Below are 18,830 nucleotides of genomic sequence, written 5' to 3' on the forward strand. Positions count from 1 at the left end.
TTGCCTGAAGTTGCTTTTTTATTTAAAAGGCATGTATAGTGAGTGTAATGGTTTGTTATATTAAAGAGATAGGAGGGGTCTACATGTTCCAAACAATTCAAGTGGCAAAAGGTGTCAATATTCATACAAGAACGACTGATCAATTCAAAACTGTCAATTTTTCAGTGAAATTTAAAAGACCTTTAACTGTCGAGGATGCATCTGAAAGAACGGTGTTAACAAATGTACTGCAACATAGCAGTGCGAGATATCCATCTACTGCTGCTATGCGTATGTATTTAGATGATTTATATGGAACAGTATTGTATTTTGATACTACAAAACGTGGTGATGAACATACTGTTTTATTAAATGTTGAAACAGTCAATGATCAATATTTGAAAAATGGGGAAGTTTTAGACAAAGTGCTAGAGCTAATGCAATCAGTTCTATTTGAGCCGAACTTCGATAACGGTGTATTCCGTGAAAGTATTGTTGGGCGTGAAAAAGAAATGGTGATTGAGCGAATTCAATCTGTTTTTGATGATAAATCACGCTATGCTCAACAGAAATTATTAAATATTATGCGCCCAAATCATCCCGCATCTATCTCAGCTAACGGCACAATTGAAGATGTTAAAAAAGTTACGTCAGCGTCATTAGTTAAAACGTACGAAGAGATGTTAGCTGATGATTTAATTGATATCTACGTAGTTGGGGATATTGATGAAAAAACAATAGTTGAAAGCTTGAAAAAAGCATTACCATTTGCTGATCGTACAGTGGAACATGCTACACATCCAACTGTGGAAAGTAAACCGACTGAAACGTTTGTCAGTGAACAGCAAGATATGAAGCAAGGTAAATTACATATCGGCTATCATACTCCTGTCACTTTCACGCACCCTGATTTTCCTAAAATGCAAATTTTTAATGGTATTTTTGGAGGATATCCACACGCGAAATTATTTATGAATGTACGTGAAAAAGAAAGTATGGCTTATTACTGCTCAAGCTCATATTCTGCCCAATATGGGTTAGTATTTGTCATATCAGGAATTGATGCCAACAAAGAGAAAAAGGCGATTTCATTAATCGACGAACAACTAGTTGCGATTCAAAAAGGCGACATTACAGATTTAGAATTAGCGCAAACTAAAGCGATGTTAACTAACCAAATAAAAGAAGCACTTGATTCAGCAAGAGGCCAAATCGAAATATATGATCAATATAAAGAATTGCCTACGGAGTTCTCGGTAGAAAATATGGCAGCAAAATGGCAAGCAGTAACGAAGGAAGATGTAGTTAATATGGCTAAACAAGTAGAAAAAGAAACAGTATATTTCTTAAGGGGTAAGGAGGATGCTGCAGAATGAAAACAATCCAATTCGATCAATTAGACGAAACGCTTTATTACGAGAAGTTAGATAATGGATTAGATGTTTATATTTTGCCGAAAAAAGGCTTCTCTAAAACATTTGTCACTTTTACTACAAAATATGGTTCCATCGATCGTTCATTCATACCGCTTGGTGGTACGGAAGCTATTACAGTTCCAGATGGTATTGCACATTTTTTAGAGCATAAAATGTTTGAAAAAGAAGATGGAGATGTATTCCAAAAGTTCGGTGAAAAAGGTGCTTCAGCAAATGCTTTCACATCTTTCACAAGAACAGCGTATTTATTCTCTGCAACAGATCATTTATATGAGAGTACGAAAACGTTACTTGATTTCGTACAACAACCATATTTCACGGAACAAACCGTTGAGAAGGAAAAAGGTATTATAGGTCAAGAAATTACAATGTATGATGACCAACCAGATTGGCGTTTATACTTTGGAACGATTGAAAATATGTTCCATGAGCATCCAGTGAAAATTGATATAGCAGGTACTATTGAGTCGATCGATGATATTACGGCAGATCATTTATACACTTGTTATAATACGTTTTATCATCCATCTAATATGCTTCTATTTGTCATCGGTGCTGTTGAACCAGAGAAGATGATGGATTTTATTCGTGCTGATCAAGCAGATAAAACATTCGATGAGCCAGCACCAATTCAACGTATTGAAGTGACTGAACCTACAGATGTAGCAGTAAAAAGTAGCACGTTAGAAATGGATGTATTAAAGCCAAAAGTTATTGTAGGTATAAAAGCCAAAGAAACAAGCCTTTCTGGCAAAGCTATGTTAAAGCATGAGCTGTCTATCCAGTTAGCGCTGGATGTATTATTTGGGCGTTCTTCAGAATTTTATACAAATGTGTATGAAAAAGGCATGATTGATGAATCGTATTCTTATGACTTCTCATTAGAAAAAGGCTTTGGTTTTGCCTTAATTGGTTCTGATACGAATCAAACAGGTGAATTAGTTGAAGCTATTCAAAATGTATTACAAAATGCACAAGAAAAATGGCCTTTTGGTGAAGATGGATTAGAGAGAGTAAAACGTCGTAAGATCGGCTTTTATTTAAGAGCATTAAATTCAATTGAATTTATCGCAAATCAATTCACAAGATATGCTTTTAATGATATGAATTTATTTGACGCAGTTCCGGTCATTGAAGAATTGACGATAGCGGACGTGCAACAAGCTTTTGCTTCATTACAAGGGGAATCACAGCAAACAGTATTTAAGATTTTACCTGTAGGAAATAAAGCGAAATCAAGTAATGATAAAGAAGGTCAAGAGCGATAATGAAACAGTTTTGCTTAGTACTTGGCGCGTCCGGTGCAATTGGACGTGCCATAAGTGAGCAGCTTGCTAAAGATGGCTGGTCTTTATATTTGCAGTATAATCACAGTGAAGAGGTGGCTGTCGAGCTTGAAAGTAATCTGTCAGCCTTATATCCTGATCAAGAATTTATGAAGATGCAAGCTGATTTAACAGACCCTCTTGCTGCAGAAAATATTTCTAATTCCGTATTTTCAATACAAGCGATTGTAGTAGCTAGTGGACAAGCACTTTACAAACTTGTGGAAGATACTACTGCTGATGAAATGGATGCGCTTTGGAAAGTCCATGTACAAACTCCAATTAGATTGATTAGCCTTTTAGCTTCAAAATTACGCCAGAACGAAATAAGTCATATTATTATGATTGGTTCTGTTTGGGGCGAAGCAGGGGCATCAGGAGAGGCTTTGTACGCTACTGTGAAAGGTGCACTTCATGCTTTTGTTAAATCGTACGCGCAAGAAGCAGCGAGAAATGGTGTTCTTGTTAATGCGGTAGCACCAGGCTTAATTAGTACTAAAATGAATGGGCATTTGACGGATCAAGAAGAGCAGGAGCTAATAGACGAAATTCCATTAGCAAGAGCAGGAGAACCAGCTGAAGTTGGTCATTTAGCGTCTTTCTTGTTATCAGGACGTGCCAATTATATCACTGGTCAAATTCTTCGAATTAATGGTGGATGGTACATATAAATACCTTTTTTACACATACTAAATGTGAAAAGGAGGGATTCTATGGATATCATTGAAAATTGGCAGAAGTGGACGAGCTTTTTAGGGCAAAATGTTTCAAAAGCGGAATCTGCAGGAATGTCACAAAAGGTAATACAAGAAGCGGCAGTACAAATAGGTGAATACTTGGCAAATCATGTCGATCCAAAAAATGAACAAGAGAGAGTACTTTCTGAGCTTTGGTCGGTGGCAAGCGATGACGAAAAGCAATCTCTAGCTAATTGTGTTGTAAAATTAGTCCAGAATAGGAAGGTGCAATAGGAAAAAGGGGGTTATTGCCCCTCTTTTCCTTTTTTTCTTTCCATATGTATAAAAATCAGCTATTATGGAACTTAGAAATGTTTTAAGCGTCGTATAATAGAAGGGATCGTTGTATGTGAGAGAATGGTATTTTGAATATGAAATACAAATCAATCGCCCCGGCTTATTAGGAGATATTGCTTCCTTATTAGGTATGCTTCGTGTGAATATTGTGACAATCAACGGTGTCGATCAAGTTCGAAGAGGAATGCTTTTACGAGCTGAGAAGGACGAACAGATTGAACGATTTGAGAACATCGTTTCGACTATGGAAATGATAAGTGTAACAAAATTTCGCGAGCCAACAACACGTGATCGTCTAGCGATTCGACATGGTCGTTATATACAAAGAGAAGCAGATGAAAAAAAGACGTTTCGCTTTGTACGAGATGAACTAGGTATTTTAGTAGACTTTATGGCAGAAATTTTTAAAAAGGACGGTCATAAACTTATTGGAATTCGAGGGATGCCTCGTGTTGGAAAGACGGAATCAGTCGTAGCGTCTAGTGTTTGTGCAAATAAGAGATGGTTATTTTTATCATCGACTATGATTAAACAAACTGCACGCAACAAGCTGATTGGAGACGAATTTAATAGCAATAATATATTCATTCTGGATGGAATTGTCACAAGGAGATCTTCTGATGAAAAACATCAACAACTTGTACGTGAAATGATGAGTATGCCATCTATTAAGGTAGTAGAGCATCCTGATATGTTCGTGCAACATTCTGAATATACAATTGAAGACTTTGATTATATTATCGAATTAAGACATCATCCAGATGAAGAAATTACATACGAAATCATGGAGAAACATAACAGCTTACTTCAAGATTCGAGTGGTTTCGGTGGCTTTGGAGGATTTAATTTTTAACAGGTAGGTGTTACAGTTGACAGAATTAGGAGCTCGTTTAAAAGAAGCGAGATTGTCAAAAGGGTATAGTCTGGATGACTTACAAGAAATTACGAAAATTCAAAAACGCTATCTTTCTGCAATCGAAGAGGGAAATTATAGCATAATGCCTGGAACGTTTTATGTTCGAGCATTTATTAAACAGTATGCAGAAGCGGTTGATTTAAGTGCCGATGAATTACTTGAGACGTATAAATCTGAAGTACCTGCAAACAAAACAGTTGAAAGTACAACGACAGCAACAATTCAACAACCTCAATCGCGTAGAAGCTTGTCTAAAATGCCATCAAAAGGTTTTATGGACTTAATGCCGAAACTTGTTGTTGCTTTATTTATCATAATTGCAATCGTAGTAATCTGGGTATTGTTCCAAAATAAAGCTGATAATTCTACACCAGATATTAATGCAGAAACACCAGTAACTGTGGATACAAAAACTCCACCTACAACTGGCAAGAATAAAGACAATGAAGTAGCCGGTTCAAAAGATCAAGATAAGAATGATGAAGAAACAACTAAAAAAGAAGAAAAACAACAAGAACTTTCTAAAGGTACACTAGTGAACGATAATGAGACAACTAATTATACTTTAACTGGTACAGAAGAGTTTAAAATTCGTGTAGAAGTTACTGGCGATACATGGGTTGGTGTACAAGATGAAAATCGTACAGAAATCTCTGATACAGCAGATGTATATCATGCTGATGATGTAGTTGAAGTTGATGCGAAGGGCAAGCAAAGCGTTCGTATTCGATTAGGAGCATCTGCAAATGCTAAAGTTTTTGTCAATGATGAGAAATTGAAACTTGCGGCTTCTCCAAGCGAGCGAAGTACTCAAAATATCGTCATTAATTTTTCAGAGAAAGAATAGTCATCTAGAGAAAGATGGCTATTTTCTTTGAAAGAAGGGTGAGGAAATCGTGAATATACCAAATAGAATTACAGTTTCAAGGGTTTTGCTAATCCCAGTATTCGTGCTTTTAATGTTAGTGGACTTTGGATGGGGGCAAATGACAGTACTTGGTGCAACAATGCCTATCGAGCACTTTGTTGGTGCGATGATTTTCATCATAGCTTCTATCACAGATTGGGTAGATGGCTACTACGCACGGAAATATAATTTAGTAACAAATATGGGGAAATTCTTAGACCCATTAGCAGATAAATTGTTAGTTTCTGCTGCATTTATCCTGCTTGTTGAATTAGGAACAGCTCCTGCATGGGTAGTTATTATTATTATCAGCCGTGAATTTGCAGTAACTGGTTTACGACTAATTTTAGCGGGTGGTGGCGAGGTAGTCGCTGCTAACCAATTAGGTAAAATTAAAACATGGGCACAAATTGTTGCGATTTCTGCGTTATTGCTAAATAATATTTTCTTTACTATGTTTAGCATTCCTTTTGCTGATATTGCATTATATGTAGCTCTATTCTTTACTGTTTGGTCTGGAGCAGATTATTTCTACTTGAATCGTCGTGTATTATTAGATTCAAAATAATTATATTATGAATTTTAGTAGGTGAGGATGTAAGTGTGGAGGATTTTCTCCTACATTATATACCTCGCCTTTTGTAATTTTGCACTTTTTGAGCATCATACATATTATTAGATAGAGGAAGGGATTGTTAGAGATGAATGCAGAAATCATTGCAGTTGGATCAGAGCTTTTACTAGGTCAAATTACGAATACAAACGCACGTTTTATATCGGGTCAATTATCTGAGCTAGGAATTAATGTGTATTATCACACTGTCGTCGGAGATAATGTAGATCGTTTAGTAAACGCGATTAAAGTAGCTGAGACCCGTGCAGATCTCATTATCTTCTCAGGCGGCTTAGGGCCAACGAAAGATGATTTAACGAAGGAAACAATCGCACGACATTTAGGGACTGTACTGGAAATAGATAATTTTGCTATGCAATCGATTGAAGAATTTTTCACTTTTCAAAATCGTATTATGACAGATAATAATCGTAAACAGGCTCTCGTATTAAAAGATTGTGAAGTTCTAATAAATCGTCATGGTATGGCCCCTGGTATGCTGTTGGAAAAAAATAACCATATATATATGTTGTTGCCAGGACCGCCGAAGGAATTGGAGCCTATGTTCCAATTTGAAGCGAAGCCAAAATTAGCTGCAAGAGTTAATGATGGAGCTCAGATTGTATCTCACGTACTACGCTTCTATGGCATAGGTGAGGCAGAGTTAGAGGTAAAGGTACAAGACTTACTTGATAACCAAACAAACCCTACTATAGCACCGCTAGCGTCAGATGGGGAAGTAACTCTACGTATTACAGCAAAGGCATTTAGTCTAGAACAAGCTGAACAGCTAATAGCTGGAGCAAAGGATGAAATATTACGTAGAGTTGGGCATTTTATGTACGGTGCGAATGATGATTCTCTTTCTTCTAAAACAGCTGAAATTCTTATTGAAAACAATTTAACCATTGCCGCTGCGGAAAGTTTAACTGCTGGACTCTTTCAATCTGAATTAGCAGAAAATCCTGGTATAAGTCAATCGTTAATTGGTGGAATTGTTACTTATACAGAAAAAGCAAAACGTGAGCAACTAGGAATTTCTGCTGACTTATTAGAAAAATACGGAGTTGTAAGTTCCCAATGTGCTGTGGCAATGGCTAGTAAAGTAAAAGGAAAGTTCGGTACAGATATAGGTATAGGTTTAACGGGGGCGGCAGGTCCTGAAGGGCATGATAATCAACCAGCCGGTACTGTGTGGATAGCTGTAGTTATCGGTGATAATGAACCTCAAACTTATCAATTACATCTAACAGGGCAACGCAATACAAATCGTTTACGCGCAGTGAAACGTACTTTTGCTTTTATTATTCAATTATTGACCGAACAAGGTTATCGTAAAATATAAATTTATCCATTCAAAGTGGAGTAAAATCAGCTTTTGAGCAATAAGTTGGGCATACTTTTCGATTTTGGTTAAATTTTTCCGAATAAATGTTCGCTTTTTTCTTGTGTATTTCTCAAAAAAGAAGTATAGTAGATACAGATATAAAAGAGATAATGTTTTCGAAGGAGGAACAAGATTGAGCGATCGTAAAGCAGCATTAGACATGGCCCTTAAACAAATTGAAAAGCAATTTGGTAAAGGTTCAGTTATGAAATTAGGCGAAAAAACAGACATCGAAATTATGACTTCTTCAAGTGGCTCTTTAGCACTTGATACAGCACTTGGAGTAGGTGGATATCCACGAGGTCGTGTTATTGAAATATATGGACCAGAGAGTTCTGGTAAAACAACTGTAGCGCTTCATGCTATTGCGGAAGTACAAGCTAACGGTGGTACAGCAGCGTTTATTGATGCAGAACATGCACTTGATCCAGTCTATGCACAAAAATTAGGTGTTAATATTGATGAATTATTACTATCACAACCTGATACAGGGGAGCAAGCTTTAGAAATTGCTGAAGCTCTTGTACGTAGTGGTGCAATCGATATCATTATCATCGATTCTGTAGCAGCTCTTGTACCAAAAGCTGAAATCGAAGGTGACATGGGTGATTCACATGTTGGTCTACAAGCACGTTTAATGTCGCAAGCATTACGTAAACTATCAGGAATTATTAACAAATCTAATACAATTGCTATTTTCATTAACCAAATTCGTGAGAAGATTGGTGTTATGTTCGGTAATCCAGAAACAACACCAGGTGGACGTGCTCTAAAATTCTACAGTTCTGTACGTTTAGAAGTACGTCGCGCAGAAACAATTAAGCAAGGTAATGATATGGTAGGTAACAGAACTAAAATTAAAGTCGTTAAAAACAAAGTGGCACCGCCATTCAAAACAGCTGAAGTAGATATTATGTATGGTGAAGGGATTTCAAAAGAAGGCGAAATCATCGATATCGGTGTAGAAAAAGAAATCGTGCAAAAAAGTGGTTCTTGGTATGCGTATGAAGAAGAGCGTTTAGGCCAAGGACGCGAAAATGCAAAACAATTCTTAAAAGAAAACCCTGAAATCAGCAATGAAATTGCACATAAAATCCGCGTAGCTTCTGGGATTGCAACTGACTCTTATACAGTTGAAAATGAAGAAGACGAAGCAATGGATGCAGAATTATCATCATTATTAAATGAAGAGTAAGATTTTCAGAGGGTCTTTCAATGTCAATTGAAGGGCCCTTTTGACTATAACTATAACTGTGAATCCTTGACATTGTTTTTTTTCAACTATACAATTAAACTTGTATAATTTCTAAAATTGAAATGAAATAGGCAGTATATTGAGAGCTCATAGAAATACTTAATGTATAGCCGACTAAAAATGAAAACAATACAGCAAGAGGAGGTGTTCGAATGACTGGAAACATCATCTCCGCTTTGCTTGGACTCATCGTCGGTGCCGCTGTTATCTATTACGTCAATAAAAGAGTGAATGATTCAAAAGTGACAGGTGCAAAGAGTTCCGCAGAGCTCATCATAGATGAAGGTAAAAGAGAAGCGGAAGCTCTAAAGAAAGAAGCACTTCTTGAAGCAAAAGATGAAACTCACACACTTCGAACTGAAGCAGAAAACGACATCCGTGAACGCCGGTCTGAGCTTCAGAAACAAGAAAACCGGTTATTGCAAAGAGAAGAAAATCTTGATCGCAAGGATGAAGCTCTGAATAAGAGGGAAGCAGGTTTAGAGCGCAAAGAAGACGCTCTTAACGACAGACAACAGCATATTGAACAGATGGAAAGCAAAGTGGAAGAACTCGTAGCTAAACAGCAATCTGAAATCGAACGTATCTCAGCATTAACTCGTGAAGAAGCAAAAGTCATTATTCTAAAACAAGTAGAAAACGAGTTATCAACTGATATAGCAGTTATGACGAAAGAATCTGAAATGCGAGCGAAAGAAGAATCTGACAAAAAAGCACGAGAAATTTTATCACTAGCCCTTCAGCGCTTTGCAGCTGATCACGTTGCAGAAACGACTGTCTCTGTCGTCACTTTACCAAATGACGAGATGAAAGGTCGTATTATTGGACGTGAAGGCCGTAACATTCGAACACTTGAAACGCTTACAGGTATCGATTTAATTATTGATGACACTCCTGAAGCAGTTATTTTATCAGGGTTCGATCCAATTCGCCGTGAAACAGCTCGTCTAGCACTTGAAAAATTAGTACAAGACGGCCGTATCCATCCAGCTCGTATCGAAGAGATGGTTGAGAAATCTCGCCGTGAAGTGGACGAGCAAATTCGTGAAACAGGTGAACAAACTACATTCGAAGTGGGTATCCACAATTTACATCCGGATCTAATGAAAATTTTAGGCCGTATGAAATATCGTACAAGCTATGGTCAAAACGTCTTGAAACACTCTGTAGAGGTAGCTCATTTAGCGGGCTTACTAGCAGCAGAATTAGGCGAAGATGTACTTTTAGCAAAACGTGCAGGGTTACTGCATGATATTGGTAAAGCAATTGATCATGAAGTAGAAGGAAGTCACGTAGAAATAGGCGTAGAATTAGCTACAAAATACAAAGAACATCCTGTTGTTATTAATAGTATTGCTTCTCACCATGGTGATACTGAACCAACTTCAGTAATTGCAGTATTAGTAGCTGCTGCTGATGCTTTATCTGCAGCGCGCCCAGGTGCACGAAGTGAAACACTTGAAAACTATATTCGTCGACTAGAAAAACTAGAAGAAATCTCTGAATCATATGAAGGCGTTGAGAAATCATTCGCTATTCAAGCAGGTCGTGAAATACGTATTATCGTACGTCCCGATCAAATTGATGATTTAGCTTCACATCGTTTAGCACGTGATATTCGCAAACGCATTGAGGATGAACTGGATTATCCAGGGCATATTAAAGTGACGGTTATTCGTGAAACACGCGCAGTCGAATATGCGAAATAGTTAAATCCAGAATAAGAAATTAGTATATGCCAAATGTAAAGTAAGAAAATTGAATTGAAAAATTCAAATATTTTATAAAGAAGGCTTCTTAGAACCTCGGTCGAGAAGCCTTTTTTGTTGGAAAAGAGTGAATCAATAATGAAAGTACTATTTATCGGAGACATTGTCGGCTCAATTGGCCGTACAGCTGTTGAAACATATTTACCAAGATTAAAGAGAAAATATGCACCAGATGTTGTCATTGCGAATGGGGAGAACGCCGCTGCTGGACGTGGAATTACAAGAGCCATTTATCAAGAGTTATTAATGGTGGGCGTAGATGTTATTACAATGGGTAACCACACATGGGATCAGAAAGAAATTTTCGATTTCATTGACGATGCAGAATTTTTAATCAGACCTGCAAACTTCTCAGACGAAGCGCCCGGCAAAGGGATGACGACTATTTCAAAAAATGGTCATACTTTATCTGTAATCAATTTACATGGACGTACTTTCTTACCACCACATGGCGATCCATTTGCTAAAGCAGACGAATTAATAGAAGAAGCAAAAAAAGTTTCTCCACTTATTTTCGTAGATTTCCATGCTGAAACAACGAGTGAAAAAATTGCAATGGGATGGTATTTAGATGGACGAGTATCAACTCTTGTAGGGACGCATACACATGTACAAACAGCGGATGCACGCATTTACCCTGGTGGTACAGCATATATTACTGATGTTGGAATGACTGGACCTTATGATGAAGTACTTGGAATGAATAAAGAAAGCGTAATCTATCGATTTAAAACAAATATGCCAACACGCTTTGAAGTACCAAAACAAGGTCGAGAAGTACTAAGTGGCTTCTTTGTTGATCTTGATGATAAAACGGGCTTAGCAAAATCATTTGAGCGTATATATATTAACGCAGATTATCCTTTCAAAGCATAATTGTAAGTCTATTCCCAAAACTCGGTGCATACAATAATCCATGGACAAGAGAGATGTCCCACATTTTTTCAAATTAAGGGAGGAATTGTTGTGGATTCATTGAAAGTATCTTCTCGCTCAAACCCGAACTCAGTAGCTGGCGCATTAGTAGCAGTCATTAGAGAGCAAGGCTATGCAGAGATGCAAGCAGTTGGAGCAGGTGCACTAAATCAAGCTGTTAAAGCAGTTGCAATTGCAAGAGGATTTGTTGCACCAAGTGGAACGGACTTGACTTGTTCGCCTGCATTTACGGATATCTTAATTGCAGGTGAAGATCGAACGGCTATGAAGCTTTTAGTTGAAAAGCGTACGAGATAGATAAAAAAACTAAAATACCGGGAAACCGGTATTTTTTTATGGAGAAAATAATGAATCATCGCATTTTGCTCATTTGAAATCAAACTTCAAGTTGCTAGTTGGTGTATTTTGTAAAATAAAGTGAGCACACTAAGCTTTTATTACTATACATAAAAAAGTATGTTAACATATTGAGTATTGTCAGTGATTATTATTACAACTTATTGAACGAGCTTTTCAGTCAAAGGTCTGAATTTCAAAGAATTCGCCTATAAACAATAGTTTACATCGAGTCTTCGTGATAAACTGATGAAGGATAAAAAGCTAAAAACCTGTAATTAAGGAGATGTTATAGATGTTACATCAGCTTTCATGGAAAGTCGGTGGGCAACAAGGGGAAGGTATTGAGAGTACGGGGGAAATTTTCTCTACGGCTATGAACCGTCTTGGATACCATTTATATGGATACCGTCACTTCTCTTCCCGTATTAAAGGTGGCCATACGAACAATAAAATTAACGTACGCACATCTGTCGTACACACGATTCCAGATGATTTAGATATATTGGTTGCATTTGACCAAGAAACAATCGATGTCAATTATAAAGAATTAACTTCAGAAGGTGTAATTTTAGCAGATGCTAAATTTAAACCAGTAAAACCAGAAGATTGTCCTGCAACATTGTATGTTGTACCATTCACTGAAGTCGCTGCTGAATTAGGTACTACTTTAATGAAAAACATGGTAGCAATCGGTGCAACTGCTGCATTATTAAATCTTGAAGATGAAGTTTTCCAAAGTGTCGTTGATGAAATCTTCGGCCGTAAAGGTGAAATAGTAGTCCAAAAAAATATGACAGCCATTGCACAAGGACACGAACTAATGAACGGTATGCTTGGTGATAATATTGGTAAATTCGAATTAGAGCCAGCTGATGGTAAGCACCGTCTATTTATGATCGGTAACGAAGCTATCGCACTAGGTGCATTAGCTGCAGGAACTCGTATTATGGCAGCATATCCGATCACTCCAGCTTCAGAAATAATGGAGTATTTAATCAAAAAATTGCCGAAGTTCGGTGGTACTGTTATCCAAACAGAAGATGAAATCGCGGCTGCAACAATGGCAATCGGTGCAAACTATGGTGGCGTTCGTTCATTTACTGCATCTGCAGGTCCAGGCTTATCATTAATGATGGAAGCAATTGGCCTTTCCGGTATGACAGAACAACCTCTTGTTATTGTTGATACACAACGAGGTGGCCCATCTACGGGTCTACCAACAAAACAAGAACAATCTGATTTGATGGCAATGCTATACGGAACACATGGTGAAATTCCGAAAGTTGTTATTGCACCAAGTACTGGTGAAGAAGCATTCTACGATACAATTCAAGCGTTTAACATTGCAGAAGAACTGCAAATACCAGTTATCTTATTATCGGATCTTCAGCTATCACTTGGTAAACAAACTGTTGAACCATTTGATTACTCTAAAATCGAAATTCGCCGTGGTAAATTAGAACTTGGCGAATTACCTGAAGCAGAGGATAAAGCTTACTTTAAACGCTATGAAGTAACAGAAGATGGCGTGTCAACTCGTGTTGTACCTGGTCAAAAGCATGGTATTCACCACGTTACAGGTGTTGAACATGATGAGACAGGTAAACCATCTGAAGCAGCGGGTAACCGTAAAGCGCAAATGGACAAACGATTCCGTAAATTAGATCACGTGAACTTTAATATGCCTGTATTTAAAAACACACCACACGAGGAAGCGGATGTTCTATTAGTTGGCTTTAACTCGACTAAAGGTGCAATAGAAGAAATTCAACCGATGTTAAACGAAGAAGGCATTAAAACAAACCACGCACATATTCGACTAATTCACCCATTCCCAGCAGTGGAAATGAAAGAATTAATCGACAATGCAAAAAAAGTAATTGTCGTTGAGAATAATGCTACTGGTCAATTAGCTAATGTAATGAAAATGAATATTGGCGCACATGATAAAATTATTAGCTTAGTGAAATATGACGGCACACCATTCTTGCCAAAAGAATTGTTAGGCCGCGTGAAGGAGTTGCTAACAGATGGTAACATTTAAGGATTTCCGAAATAATGTTAAACCTAACTGGTGTCCTGGATGTGGTGACTTTTCAGTACAAGCTGCAATCCAACGTGCTGCAGCGAATCTAGAAATCCAACCACATGAATTAGCAGTTGTTTCAGGGATAGGCTGCTCAGGTCGTATCTCGGGATATATCAATTCATACGGTTTACACGGTATTCACGGACGTGCATTACCAATTGCGCAAGGATTGAAAATGGCTAACCGTGATTTAAAAGTAATCGCTTCTGGCGGTGACGGTGACGGTTTCGCAATAGGAATGGGTCATACAATTCACTCAATCCGTCGTAATGTCGATATCACGTATATCGTTATGGATAATCAAATCTATGGTTTAACTAAAGGACAAACATCACCACGCTCAGCTGCTGGTTTTGTCACAAAATCAACACCAGGTGGCGCAATTGAACCGTCACTAAAACCATTAGAAGTAGCATTATCTGCTGGCGCAACATTCGTAGCACAAAGCTTTTCAACAGATTTAAAAGAGCTAACTGCGATCATTGAAGCAGGTATGAATCACAACGGCTTCGCATTTATTAATGTATTCAGCCCTTGTGTAACTTATAATAAAATCAATACTTATGACTGGTTCAAAGAAAACATTACAAAATTATCAAGCATTGAAGGATACGATTCAACAAACCGTGCCCAAGCAATGGCAACTGTAATGGAACATGAAGGTCTAGTAACAGGTATCATTTATCAAGACGAAGAAACACCTTCGTATCAAAACTTAGTAAATGGATATAGTGAAGAACCTCTTAACCAACAAGATATGATGATTGAAGAAAAAGATCTTCAAGATCTAATGAAAGAATTTATGTAATAAATAATTTAGTAACTAATCCTCAAGTCTTTTTTCGGGCTAGAGGATTAGTTTTTTTATTGTTAATGAGGCATTGATAAGAATAAAAGTGGCTTACCTTATTAGTGGAATGGGATTACAAAGTCTGAGTAGAGCTAAAGAAAGCCTGAGTAGCGCCAAAGAAAGCCCGAGCAGCGCCAAAGAGTCTGAGTAGGGCTAAAGAAAGTCTGAGTAGAGCTAAAGAAAGTCTGAGTAGCGCCAAAGAAAGCTCGAGCAGCGCTAAAGAAAGCCTGAGTAGCGCCAAAGAGTCTGAGTAGGGCTAAAGAAAGCCCGAGTAGCGCTAAAGAGTCTGAGTAGGGCTAAAGAAAGTCTGAGTAGCGCCAAAGAAAGCTCGAGCAGCGCTAAAGAAAGCCTGAGTAGCGCCAAAGAGCCAGTGAGTAGCGCCAAAGAAAGCCCGAGCAGCGCCAAAAAGTCTGAGCAGCGCTAAAGAAAGTCTGAGTAGCACCAAAGAGCCAGTGAGTAGGGCTAAAGAAAGCCTGAGTAGCGCCAAAACGAGCCAAGAAGACCCCAGATAACGCATGACCCCCAACCAACAAAACAAGCTATATGTCTAAACACCGACAATTAACGTTCTTTTCTTGTAGGAACCATACTCCATTAAGTATAATAAGAAAATGGGTATTCGAGTGTGCGAATACGAGTGGAAGGAGTTTACTGATGAACGAAGAACAGAGACTTGCTAGTCAACAAGTGAAACATCCAGATCCATCGGACAAAAAATCCGAGAAGGACTATAGTAAATATTTTCAATCTGTATATACAGCGCCATCTTTAAAAGATGCAAAGAAACGTGGTAAAGAGGAAGTTCAATACCATAAAGACTTCGCGATTGATGAAAAATACATGGGTATGGGACATGGTCGTAAATTCTATATTCGTACGTACGGTTGCCAAATGAATGAACACGATACAGAAGTAATGGCTGGGATTTTTCTGCAGCTTGGTTATGAAGCAACAAATAACGTAGAAGATGCGAATGTCATTTTAATGAATACTTGTGCAATTCGCGAAAATGCGGAGAACAAAGTGTTTGGTGAACTTGGTCACTTTAAGCCATTAAAGCAAAAAAATCCTGATTTATTAATTGGTGTATGTGGTTGTATGTCGCAAGAAGAGGCAGTAGTTAAGAAAATCTTGAAAACGTATGACCAAGTTGATATGATTTTCGGGACGCATAATATTCATCGTTTACCAGACATTTTAAATGAAGCTTATATGTCGAAAGAAATGGTTATAGAAGTGTGGTCTAAAGAAGGGGACGTTATTGAAAACCTTCCGAAAGTTCGCAAAGGGAATACGAAGGCTTGGGTAAATATCATGTACGGCTGTGATAAATTCTGTACATATTGTATCGTACCTTATACACGAGGAAAAGAGCGTAGTCGACGACCAGATGATATTATTCAAGAAGTACGCCAACTAGCTGCACAAGGCTATAAAGAAGTGACATTACTTGGTCAAAACGTAAACGCTTACGGAAAAGACTTTGAAGATCTAAAGTATGGTCTTGGCGATTTAATGAATGAATTACGTACAATTGACATTCCGCGTATTCGTTTTACAACAAGTCACCCACGTGATTTTGACGATTATTTAATCGAAGTATTAGCGAAAAAAGGAAACTTAGTTGAGCACATTCATTTACCTGTGCAATCAGGTTCAAGCGACATGTTGAAGATTATGGCTCGTAAATATACGCGCGATAGCTATCTAGAACTTGTACGCAAAATTAGAAAAGCGATTCCAGATGTAGCGTTAACAACTGATATTATCGTTGGTTTCCCAAATGAAACAGACGAGCAATTTGAAGAAACGCTATCTTTATATAAAGAAGTTGGCTTCGAAATGGCATTCACATACATTTATTCACCACGTGAAGGTACGCCTGCAGCGAAAATGCAAGATAATGTACCGATGGAAGTGAAAAAAGAGCGTCTACAGCGTTTAAATGACTTAGTGAACCAACTATGTGGAGAAGCAATTAAACAATATGACGGTCAAATCGTCGAAGTGTTAGTTGAAGGGGAAAGTAAACGTAACCCGAATGTACTAGCAGGTTATACAAGAAAAAATAAACTCGTAAACTTTGTAGCTCCTAAAGAAGTAATTGGTCAAATTGTTAAAGTACAAGTTACTGAAGCAAAAACTTGGTCATTACAAGGAGATTTTATCGAAGTTGTAGAGGACCAAAAGGTGGAATTATAATGGCAGAAATATATACTAAAGATCAAATCATCGCAAAAGCAATGGAAATTGCCCATATGGTAGCGAACACGGAAGAAGTTGATTTCTTCAAACGTGCAGAAGCACAAATTAACGAAAACCAAATGGTACGTGAAAAAATCGCAAGTCTAAAAAGTTTACAAAAACAAGCAGTAAACTTCCAACATTATGGTAAAGAAAAAGCACTTCGATTAATTGAAGATAAAATTGCAAAAATCGAAGAAGAAATTGATTCTTTACCAATCGTTGAAGAATTTAAACAATCTCAAGGCGATGTAAATGATCTATTACAATTAGTATCAAACACAATTGCGAACAGTGTGACAGATGAAATCGTTGAATCAACTGGTGGCGACGTATTACGCGGTGAAACAGGTTCAAAAGTACAAAACTCAAAACCAGGTAGCTGTTCTTAATAGAATAATTGTTAACCCTTATAAAGAATAACTATCTTTATAAGGGTTTTCTTTATATAGTAGTAGAAGTTTCATTGAATAAAACTGAATGTAATGTTGGAGAAGTGAAGTATCTTTCCGTAACTAACTTACCGAGTAAGAAATGGTTCTTGTCTGGAACAGGATGAAGGGAAGTTGAGTAAGTGGATTAGGTTTTGCAGTGAATTTTCTATTTGAAGTACAGTGAAAATAAACGTTGAAGGTCAACTGGATTAAATTTTTGAAATATCAGTAAATGTTTATCCGAAATCAAGGCTCATTAGTACGAAAATTAATCCGATGGATCATACCAATCGGATGGACTGAGTTTGATAATGCGTACTATGTAACGTATGACAATGCCTATACGGGTGACTTATGCGCCTTTAATAGCCAAGGGGATTTAACCTACGATGTAGTCGCTACTAGTGTTAGAGGATATCATCTAATTGATCTTTATCCAGGGATTTATAAACAGAAGGTATTAGATATAGACATGACATTGATTCAACAATTAACGTATAGTACGGATCATCCGGGTTAAGCGATGCCTTAGCATTAAAAGTAACGGAAAAATTACAGACTACTGTGTAGCCAAAGAAAGAACGGCTATTGAGTAGTTTTTTTATTTTTAAAAATTAATCTAATCACCCAATAGGCACATACCGCATAAGATGAAATTAAGAGAAGCAAAGGAGGAGTCGCACTGAAACAGTTGCGTCAAATTGTCACAAAGGCGGTCGTCGCGAAGGGTAAAAAAAGAACAGAAGTATGTGAAAATTTAAGACCACCGAATCAACCATCAAGTATTTTAGGGTGTTGGGTAATCAACCATACGCATTCAGCGAAAAAACATGGTAATTTTGTAGAAGTATCAGGCAAATTTGATGTCAATGTTTGGTACGCTTATCATAATCATTCAAAAACAGCAGTATACTCTGAGACGGTACTGTATAAAGACCGTATCAAACTACATTATAGAGATAACGAAACAACTGGTAAAGAAGATGTACATGTAAAGGTGATTCAACACCCGAACTGTACAGAAGCTATTATTACGCCTTGCGGTGAGCAATTCCAAGTCACAATTGAGCGAGAATTGCTTGCTGAAGTCGTAGGTGAGACAACAATTTGTATCTCAGTACATCAATTAGATTTTGAAGAAGATTGGGATTTCGAAGAGGAAAGTTCATCATCAAGCTCATCTTCTAGTTCATCATCAAGCTCTTCATCATCATCATCAGGACCAACATTAGGAACATCATTTGAATCTTCATCATTTCAATAAGCATTTTTAAAGCCGGAGGCGACGCCGGCTTATTTTTTTTTTGAGAAAACTGG

General features: G+C 37.5%; 18 protein-coding genes. All 18 read left to right on the forward strand.

Going from position 1 to position 18,830, the window contains the following annotated elements; genetic code table 11:
- Positions 1–83: 83 nt before the first annotated feature.
- On the forward strand, positions 84–1,355 hold the full coding sequence (gene yfmF, locus ACQKM9_RS03100; protein WP_427732534.1) for an EF-P 5-aminopentanol modification-associated protein YfmF: 1,272 nt from the start codon (positions 84–86) through the stop codon (positions 1,353–1,355).
- Complete coding sequence (gene yfmH / locus ACQKM9_RS03105) at positions 1,352–2,683, forward strand: EF-P 5-aminopentanol modification-associated protein YfmH (protein ID WP_427732536.1); 1,332 nt, start codon at positions 1,352–1,354, stop codon at positions 2,681–2,683. Before yfmF ends, yfmH begins: the two co-directional genes overlap by 4 nt.
- A complete protein-coding gene (gene ymfI, locus ACQKM9_RS03110; protein ID WP_427732538.1) occupies positions 2,683–3,411 on the forward strand; it encodes an elongation factor P 5-aminopentanone reductase in 729 nt (242 codons plus the stop codon). Before yfmH ends, ymfI begins: the two co-directional genes overlap by 1 nt.
- A 42-nt stretch (positions 3,412–3,453) precedes the next feature.
- Positions 3,454–3,711, forward strand: a complete 258-nt coding sequence (locus ACQKM9_RS03115; protein WP_427732540.1) for a DUF3243 domain-containing protein — start codon at positions 3,454–3,456, stop codon at positions 3,709–3,711.
- Between the two features lie 115 nt (positions 3,712–3,826).
- Positions 3,827–4,627, forward strand: a complete 801-nt coding sequence (locus tag ACQKM9_RS03120) for a DUF3388 domain-containing protein (protein ID WP_427732542.1) — start codon at positions 3,827–3,829, stop codon at positions 4,625–4,627.
- Positions 4,628–4,634: 7 nt separating this feature from the next.
- The gene (locus ACQKM9_RS03125; protein ID WP_427732544.1) at positions 4,635–5,537 is read left to right on the forward strand and encodes a RodZ domain-containing protein; all 903 of its coding nucleotides are present in this window, start codon (positions 4,635–4,637) and stop codon (positions 5,535–5,537) included.
- Between the two features lie 49 nt (positions 5,538–5,586).
- Positions 5,587–6,165 carry a CDP-diacylglycerol--glycerol-3-phosphate 3-phosphatidyltransferase gene (gene pgsA, locus ACQKM9_RS03130; protein WP_053417411.1) on the forward strand — a complete coding sequence of 193 codons (579 nt, stop codon included), beginning with the start codon at positions 5,587–5,589 and terminating at the stop codon, positions 6,163–6,165.
- Between the two features lie 133 nt (positions 6,166–6,298).
- Positions 6,299–7,555 carry a competence/damage-inducible protein A gene (locus tag ACQKM9_RS03135; protein ID WP_427732807.1) on the forward strand — a complete coding sequence of 419 codons (1,257 nt, stop codon included), beginning with the start codon at positions 6,299–6,301 and terminating at the stop codon, positions 7,553–7,555.
- A gap of 175 nt (positions 7,556–7,730) precedes the next feature.
- Complete coding sequence (gene recA / locus ACQKM9_RS03140; protein ID WP_427732546.1) at positions 7,731–8,792, forward strand: recombinase RecA; 1,062 nt, start codon at positions 7,731–7,733, stop codon at positions 8,790–8,792.
- A gap of 212 nt (positions 8,793–9,004) precedes the next feature.
- Positions 9,005–10,561: a ribonuclease Y gene (gene rny / locus ACQKM9_RS03145; RefSeq protein ID WP_053417409.1), complete on the forward strand. Its 1,557-nt coding sequence runs from the start codon at positions 9,005–9,007 to the stop codon at positions 10,559–10,561.
- 138 nt (positions 10,562–10,699) lie between these two features.
- Positions 10,700–11,497 carry a TIGR00282 family metallophosphoesterase gene (locus ACQKM9_RS03150; protein ID WP_340707593.1) on the forward strand — a complete coding sequence of 266 codons (798 nt, stop codon included), beginning with the start codon at positions 10,700–10,702 and terminating at the stop codon, positions 11,495–11,497.
- A 90-nt stretch (positions 11,498–11,587) separates the two neighbouring features.
- Positions 11,588–11,854 (forward strand): stage V sporulation protein S, encoded by a 267-nt coding sequence (locus ACQKM9_RS03155; RefSeq protein ID WP_038184313.1) that lies wholly within the window; start codon positions 11,588–11,590, stop codon positions 11,852–11,854.
- Positions 11,855–12,188: 334 nt separating this feature from the next.
- Positions 12,189–13,940: a 2-oxoacid:acceptor oxidoreductase subunit alpha gene (locus ACQKM9_RS03160; RefSeq protein ID WP_427732548.1), complete on the forward strand. Its 1,752-nt coding sequence runs from the start codon at positions 12,189–12,191 to the stop codon at positions 13,938–13,940.
- Complete coding sequence (locus ACQKM9_RS03165; protein ID WP_427732550.1) at positions 13,927–14,793, forward strand: 2-oxoacid:ferredoxin oxidoreductase subunit beta; 867 nt, start codon at positions 13,927–13,929, stop codon at positions 14,791–14,793. Before ACQKM9_RS03160 ends, ACQKM9_RS03165 begins: the two co-directional genes overlap by 14 nt.
- Positions 14,794–15,489: 696 nt before the next feature.
- Positions 15,490–17,037, forward strand: a complete 1,548-nt coding sequence (miaB, locus tag ACQKM9_RS03170; RefSeq protein ID WP_427732552.1) for a tRNA (N6-isopentenyl adenosine(37)-C2)-methylthiotransferase MiaB — start codon at positions 15,490–15,492, stop codon at positions 17,035–17,037.
- Positions 17,037–17,471: a RicAFT regulatory complex protein RicA family protein gene (locus ACQKM9_RS03175; RefSeq protein ID WP_390008851.1), complete on the forward strand. Its 435-nt coding sequence runs from the start codon at positions 17,037–17,039 to the stop codon at positions 17,469–17,471. The genes miaB and ACQKM9_RS03175 overlap by 1 nt, the downstream gene beginning before the upstream one ends.
- Before the next feature lie 274 nt (positions 17,472–17,745).
- The gene (locus tag ACQKM9_RS03180) at positions 17,746–18,033 is read left to right on the forward strand and encodes a hypothetical protein (protein ID WP_427732554.1); all 288 of its coding nucleotides are present in this window, start codon (positions 17,746–17,748) and stop codon (positions 18,031–18,033) included.
- Between the two features lie 162 nt (positions 18,034–18,195).
- The gene (cotE, locus tag ACQKM9_RS03185; protein ID WP_427732809.1) at positions 18,196–18,777 is read left to right on the forward strand and encodes an outer spore coat protein CotE; all 582 of its coding nucleotides are present in this window, start codon (positions 18,196–18,198) and stop codon (positions 18,775–18,777) included.
- Positions 18,778–18,830: the final 53 nt, after the last annotated feature.

This window comes from Viridibacillus sp. NPDC093762 (assembly GCF_050279675.1).
In the GTDB taxonomy this organism is placed as follows: Bacteria; Bacillota; Bacilli; order Bacillales_A; family Planococcaceae; genus Viridibacillus.

Excerpts from the sequence above, each read along its gene's own strand:
- yfmF (WP_427732534.1), top strand. The coding sequence starts at position 84 with ATGTTCCAAACAATTCAAGTGGCAAAAGGTGTCAATATTCATACAAGA.
- ACQKM9_RS03165 (WP_427732550.1), top strand. The coding sequence starts at position 13,927 with ATGGTAACATTTAAGGATTTCCGAAATAATGTTAAACCTAACTGGTGT.
- miaB (WP_427732552.1), top strand. The coding sequence starts at position 15,490 with ATGAACGAAGAACAGAGACTTGCTAGTCAACAAGTGAAACATCCAGAT.
- ACQKM9_RS03180 (WP_427732554.1), top strand. The coding sequence starts at position 17,746 with ATGTTTATCCGAAATCAAGGCTCATTAGTACGAAAATTAATCCGATGG.
- ACQKM9_RS03150 (WP_340707593.1), top strand. The coding sequence starts at position 10,700 with ATGAAAGTACTATTTATCGGAGACATTGTCGGCTCAATTGGCCGTACA.
- ACQKM9_RS03135 (WP_427732807.1), top strand. The coding sequence starts at position 6,299 with ATGAATGCAGAAATCATTGCAGTTGGATCAGAGCTTTTACTAGGTCAA.
- ymfI (WP_427732538.1), top strand. The coding sequence starts at position 2,683 with ATGAAACAGTTTTGCTTAGTACTTGGCGCGTCCGGTGCAATTGGACGT.
- yfmH (WP_427732536.1), top strand. The coding sequence starts at position 1,352 with ATGAAAACAATCCAATTCGATCAATTAGACGAAACGCTTTATTACGAG.
- ACQKM9_RS03115 (WP_427732540.1), top strand. The coding sequence starts at position 3,454 with ATGGATATCATTGAAAATTGGCAGAAGTGGACGAGCTTTTTAGGGCAA.
- ACQKM9_RS03175 (WP_390008851.1), top strand. The coding sequence starts at position 17,037 with ATGGCAGAAATATATACTAAAGATCAAATCATCGCAAAAGCAATGGAA.
- rny (WP_053417409.1), top strand. The coding sequence starts at position 9,005 with ATGACTGGAAACATCATCTCCGCTTTGCTTGGACTCATCGTCGGTGCC.
- ACQKM9_RS03160 (WP_427732548.1), top strand. The coding sequence starts at position 12,189 with ATGTTACATCAGCTTTCATGGAAAGTCGGTGGGCAACAAGGGGAAGGT.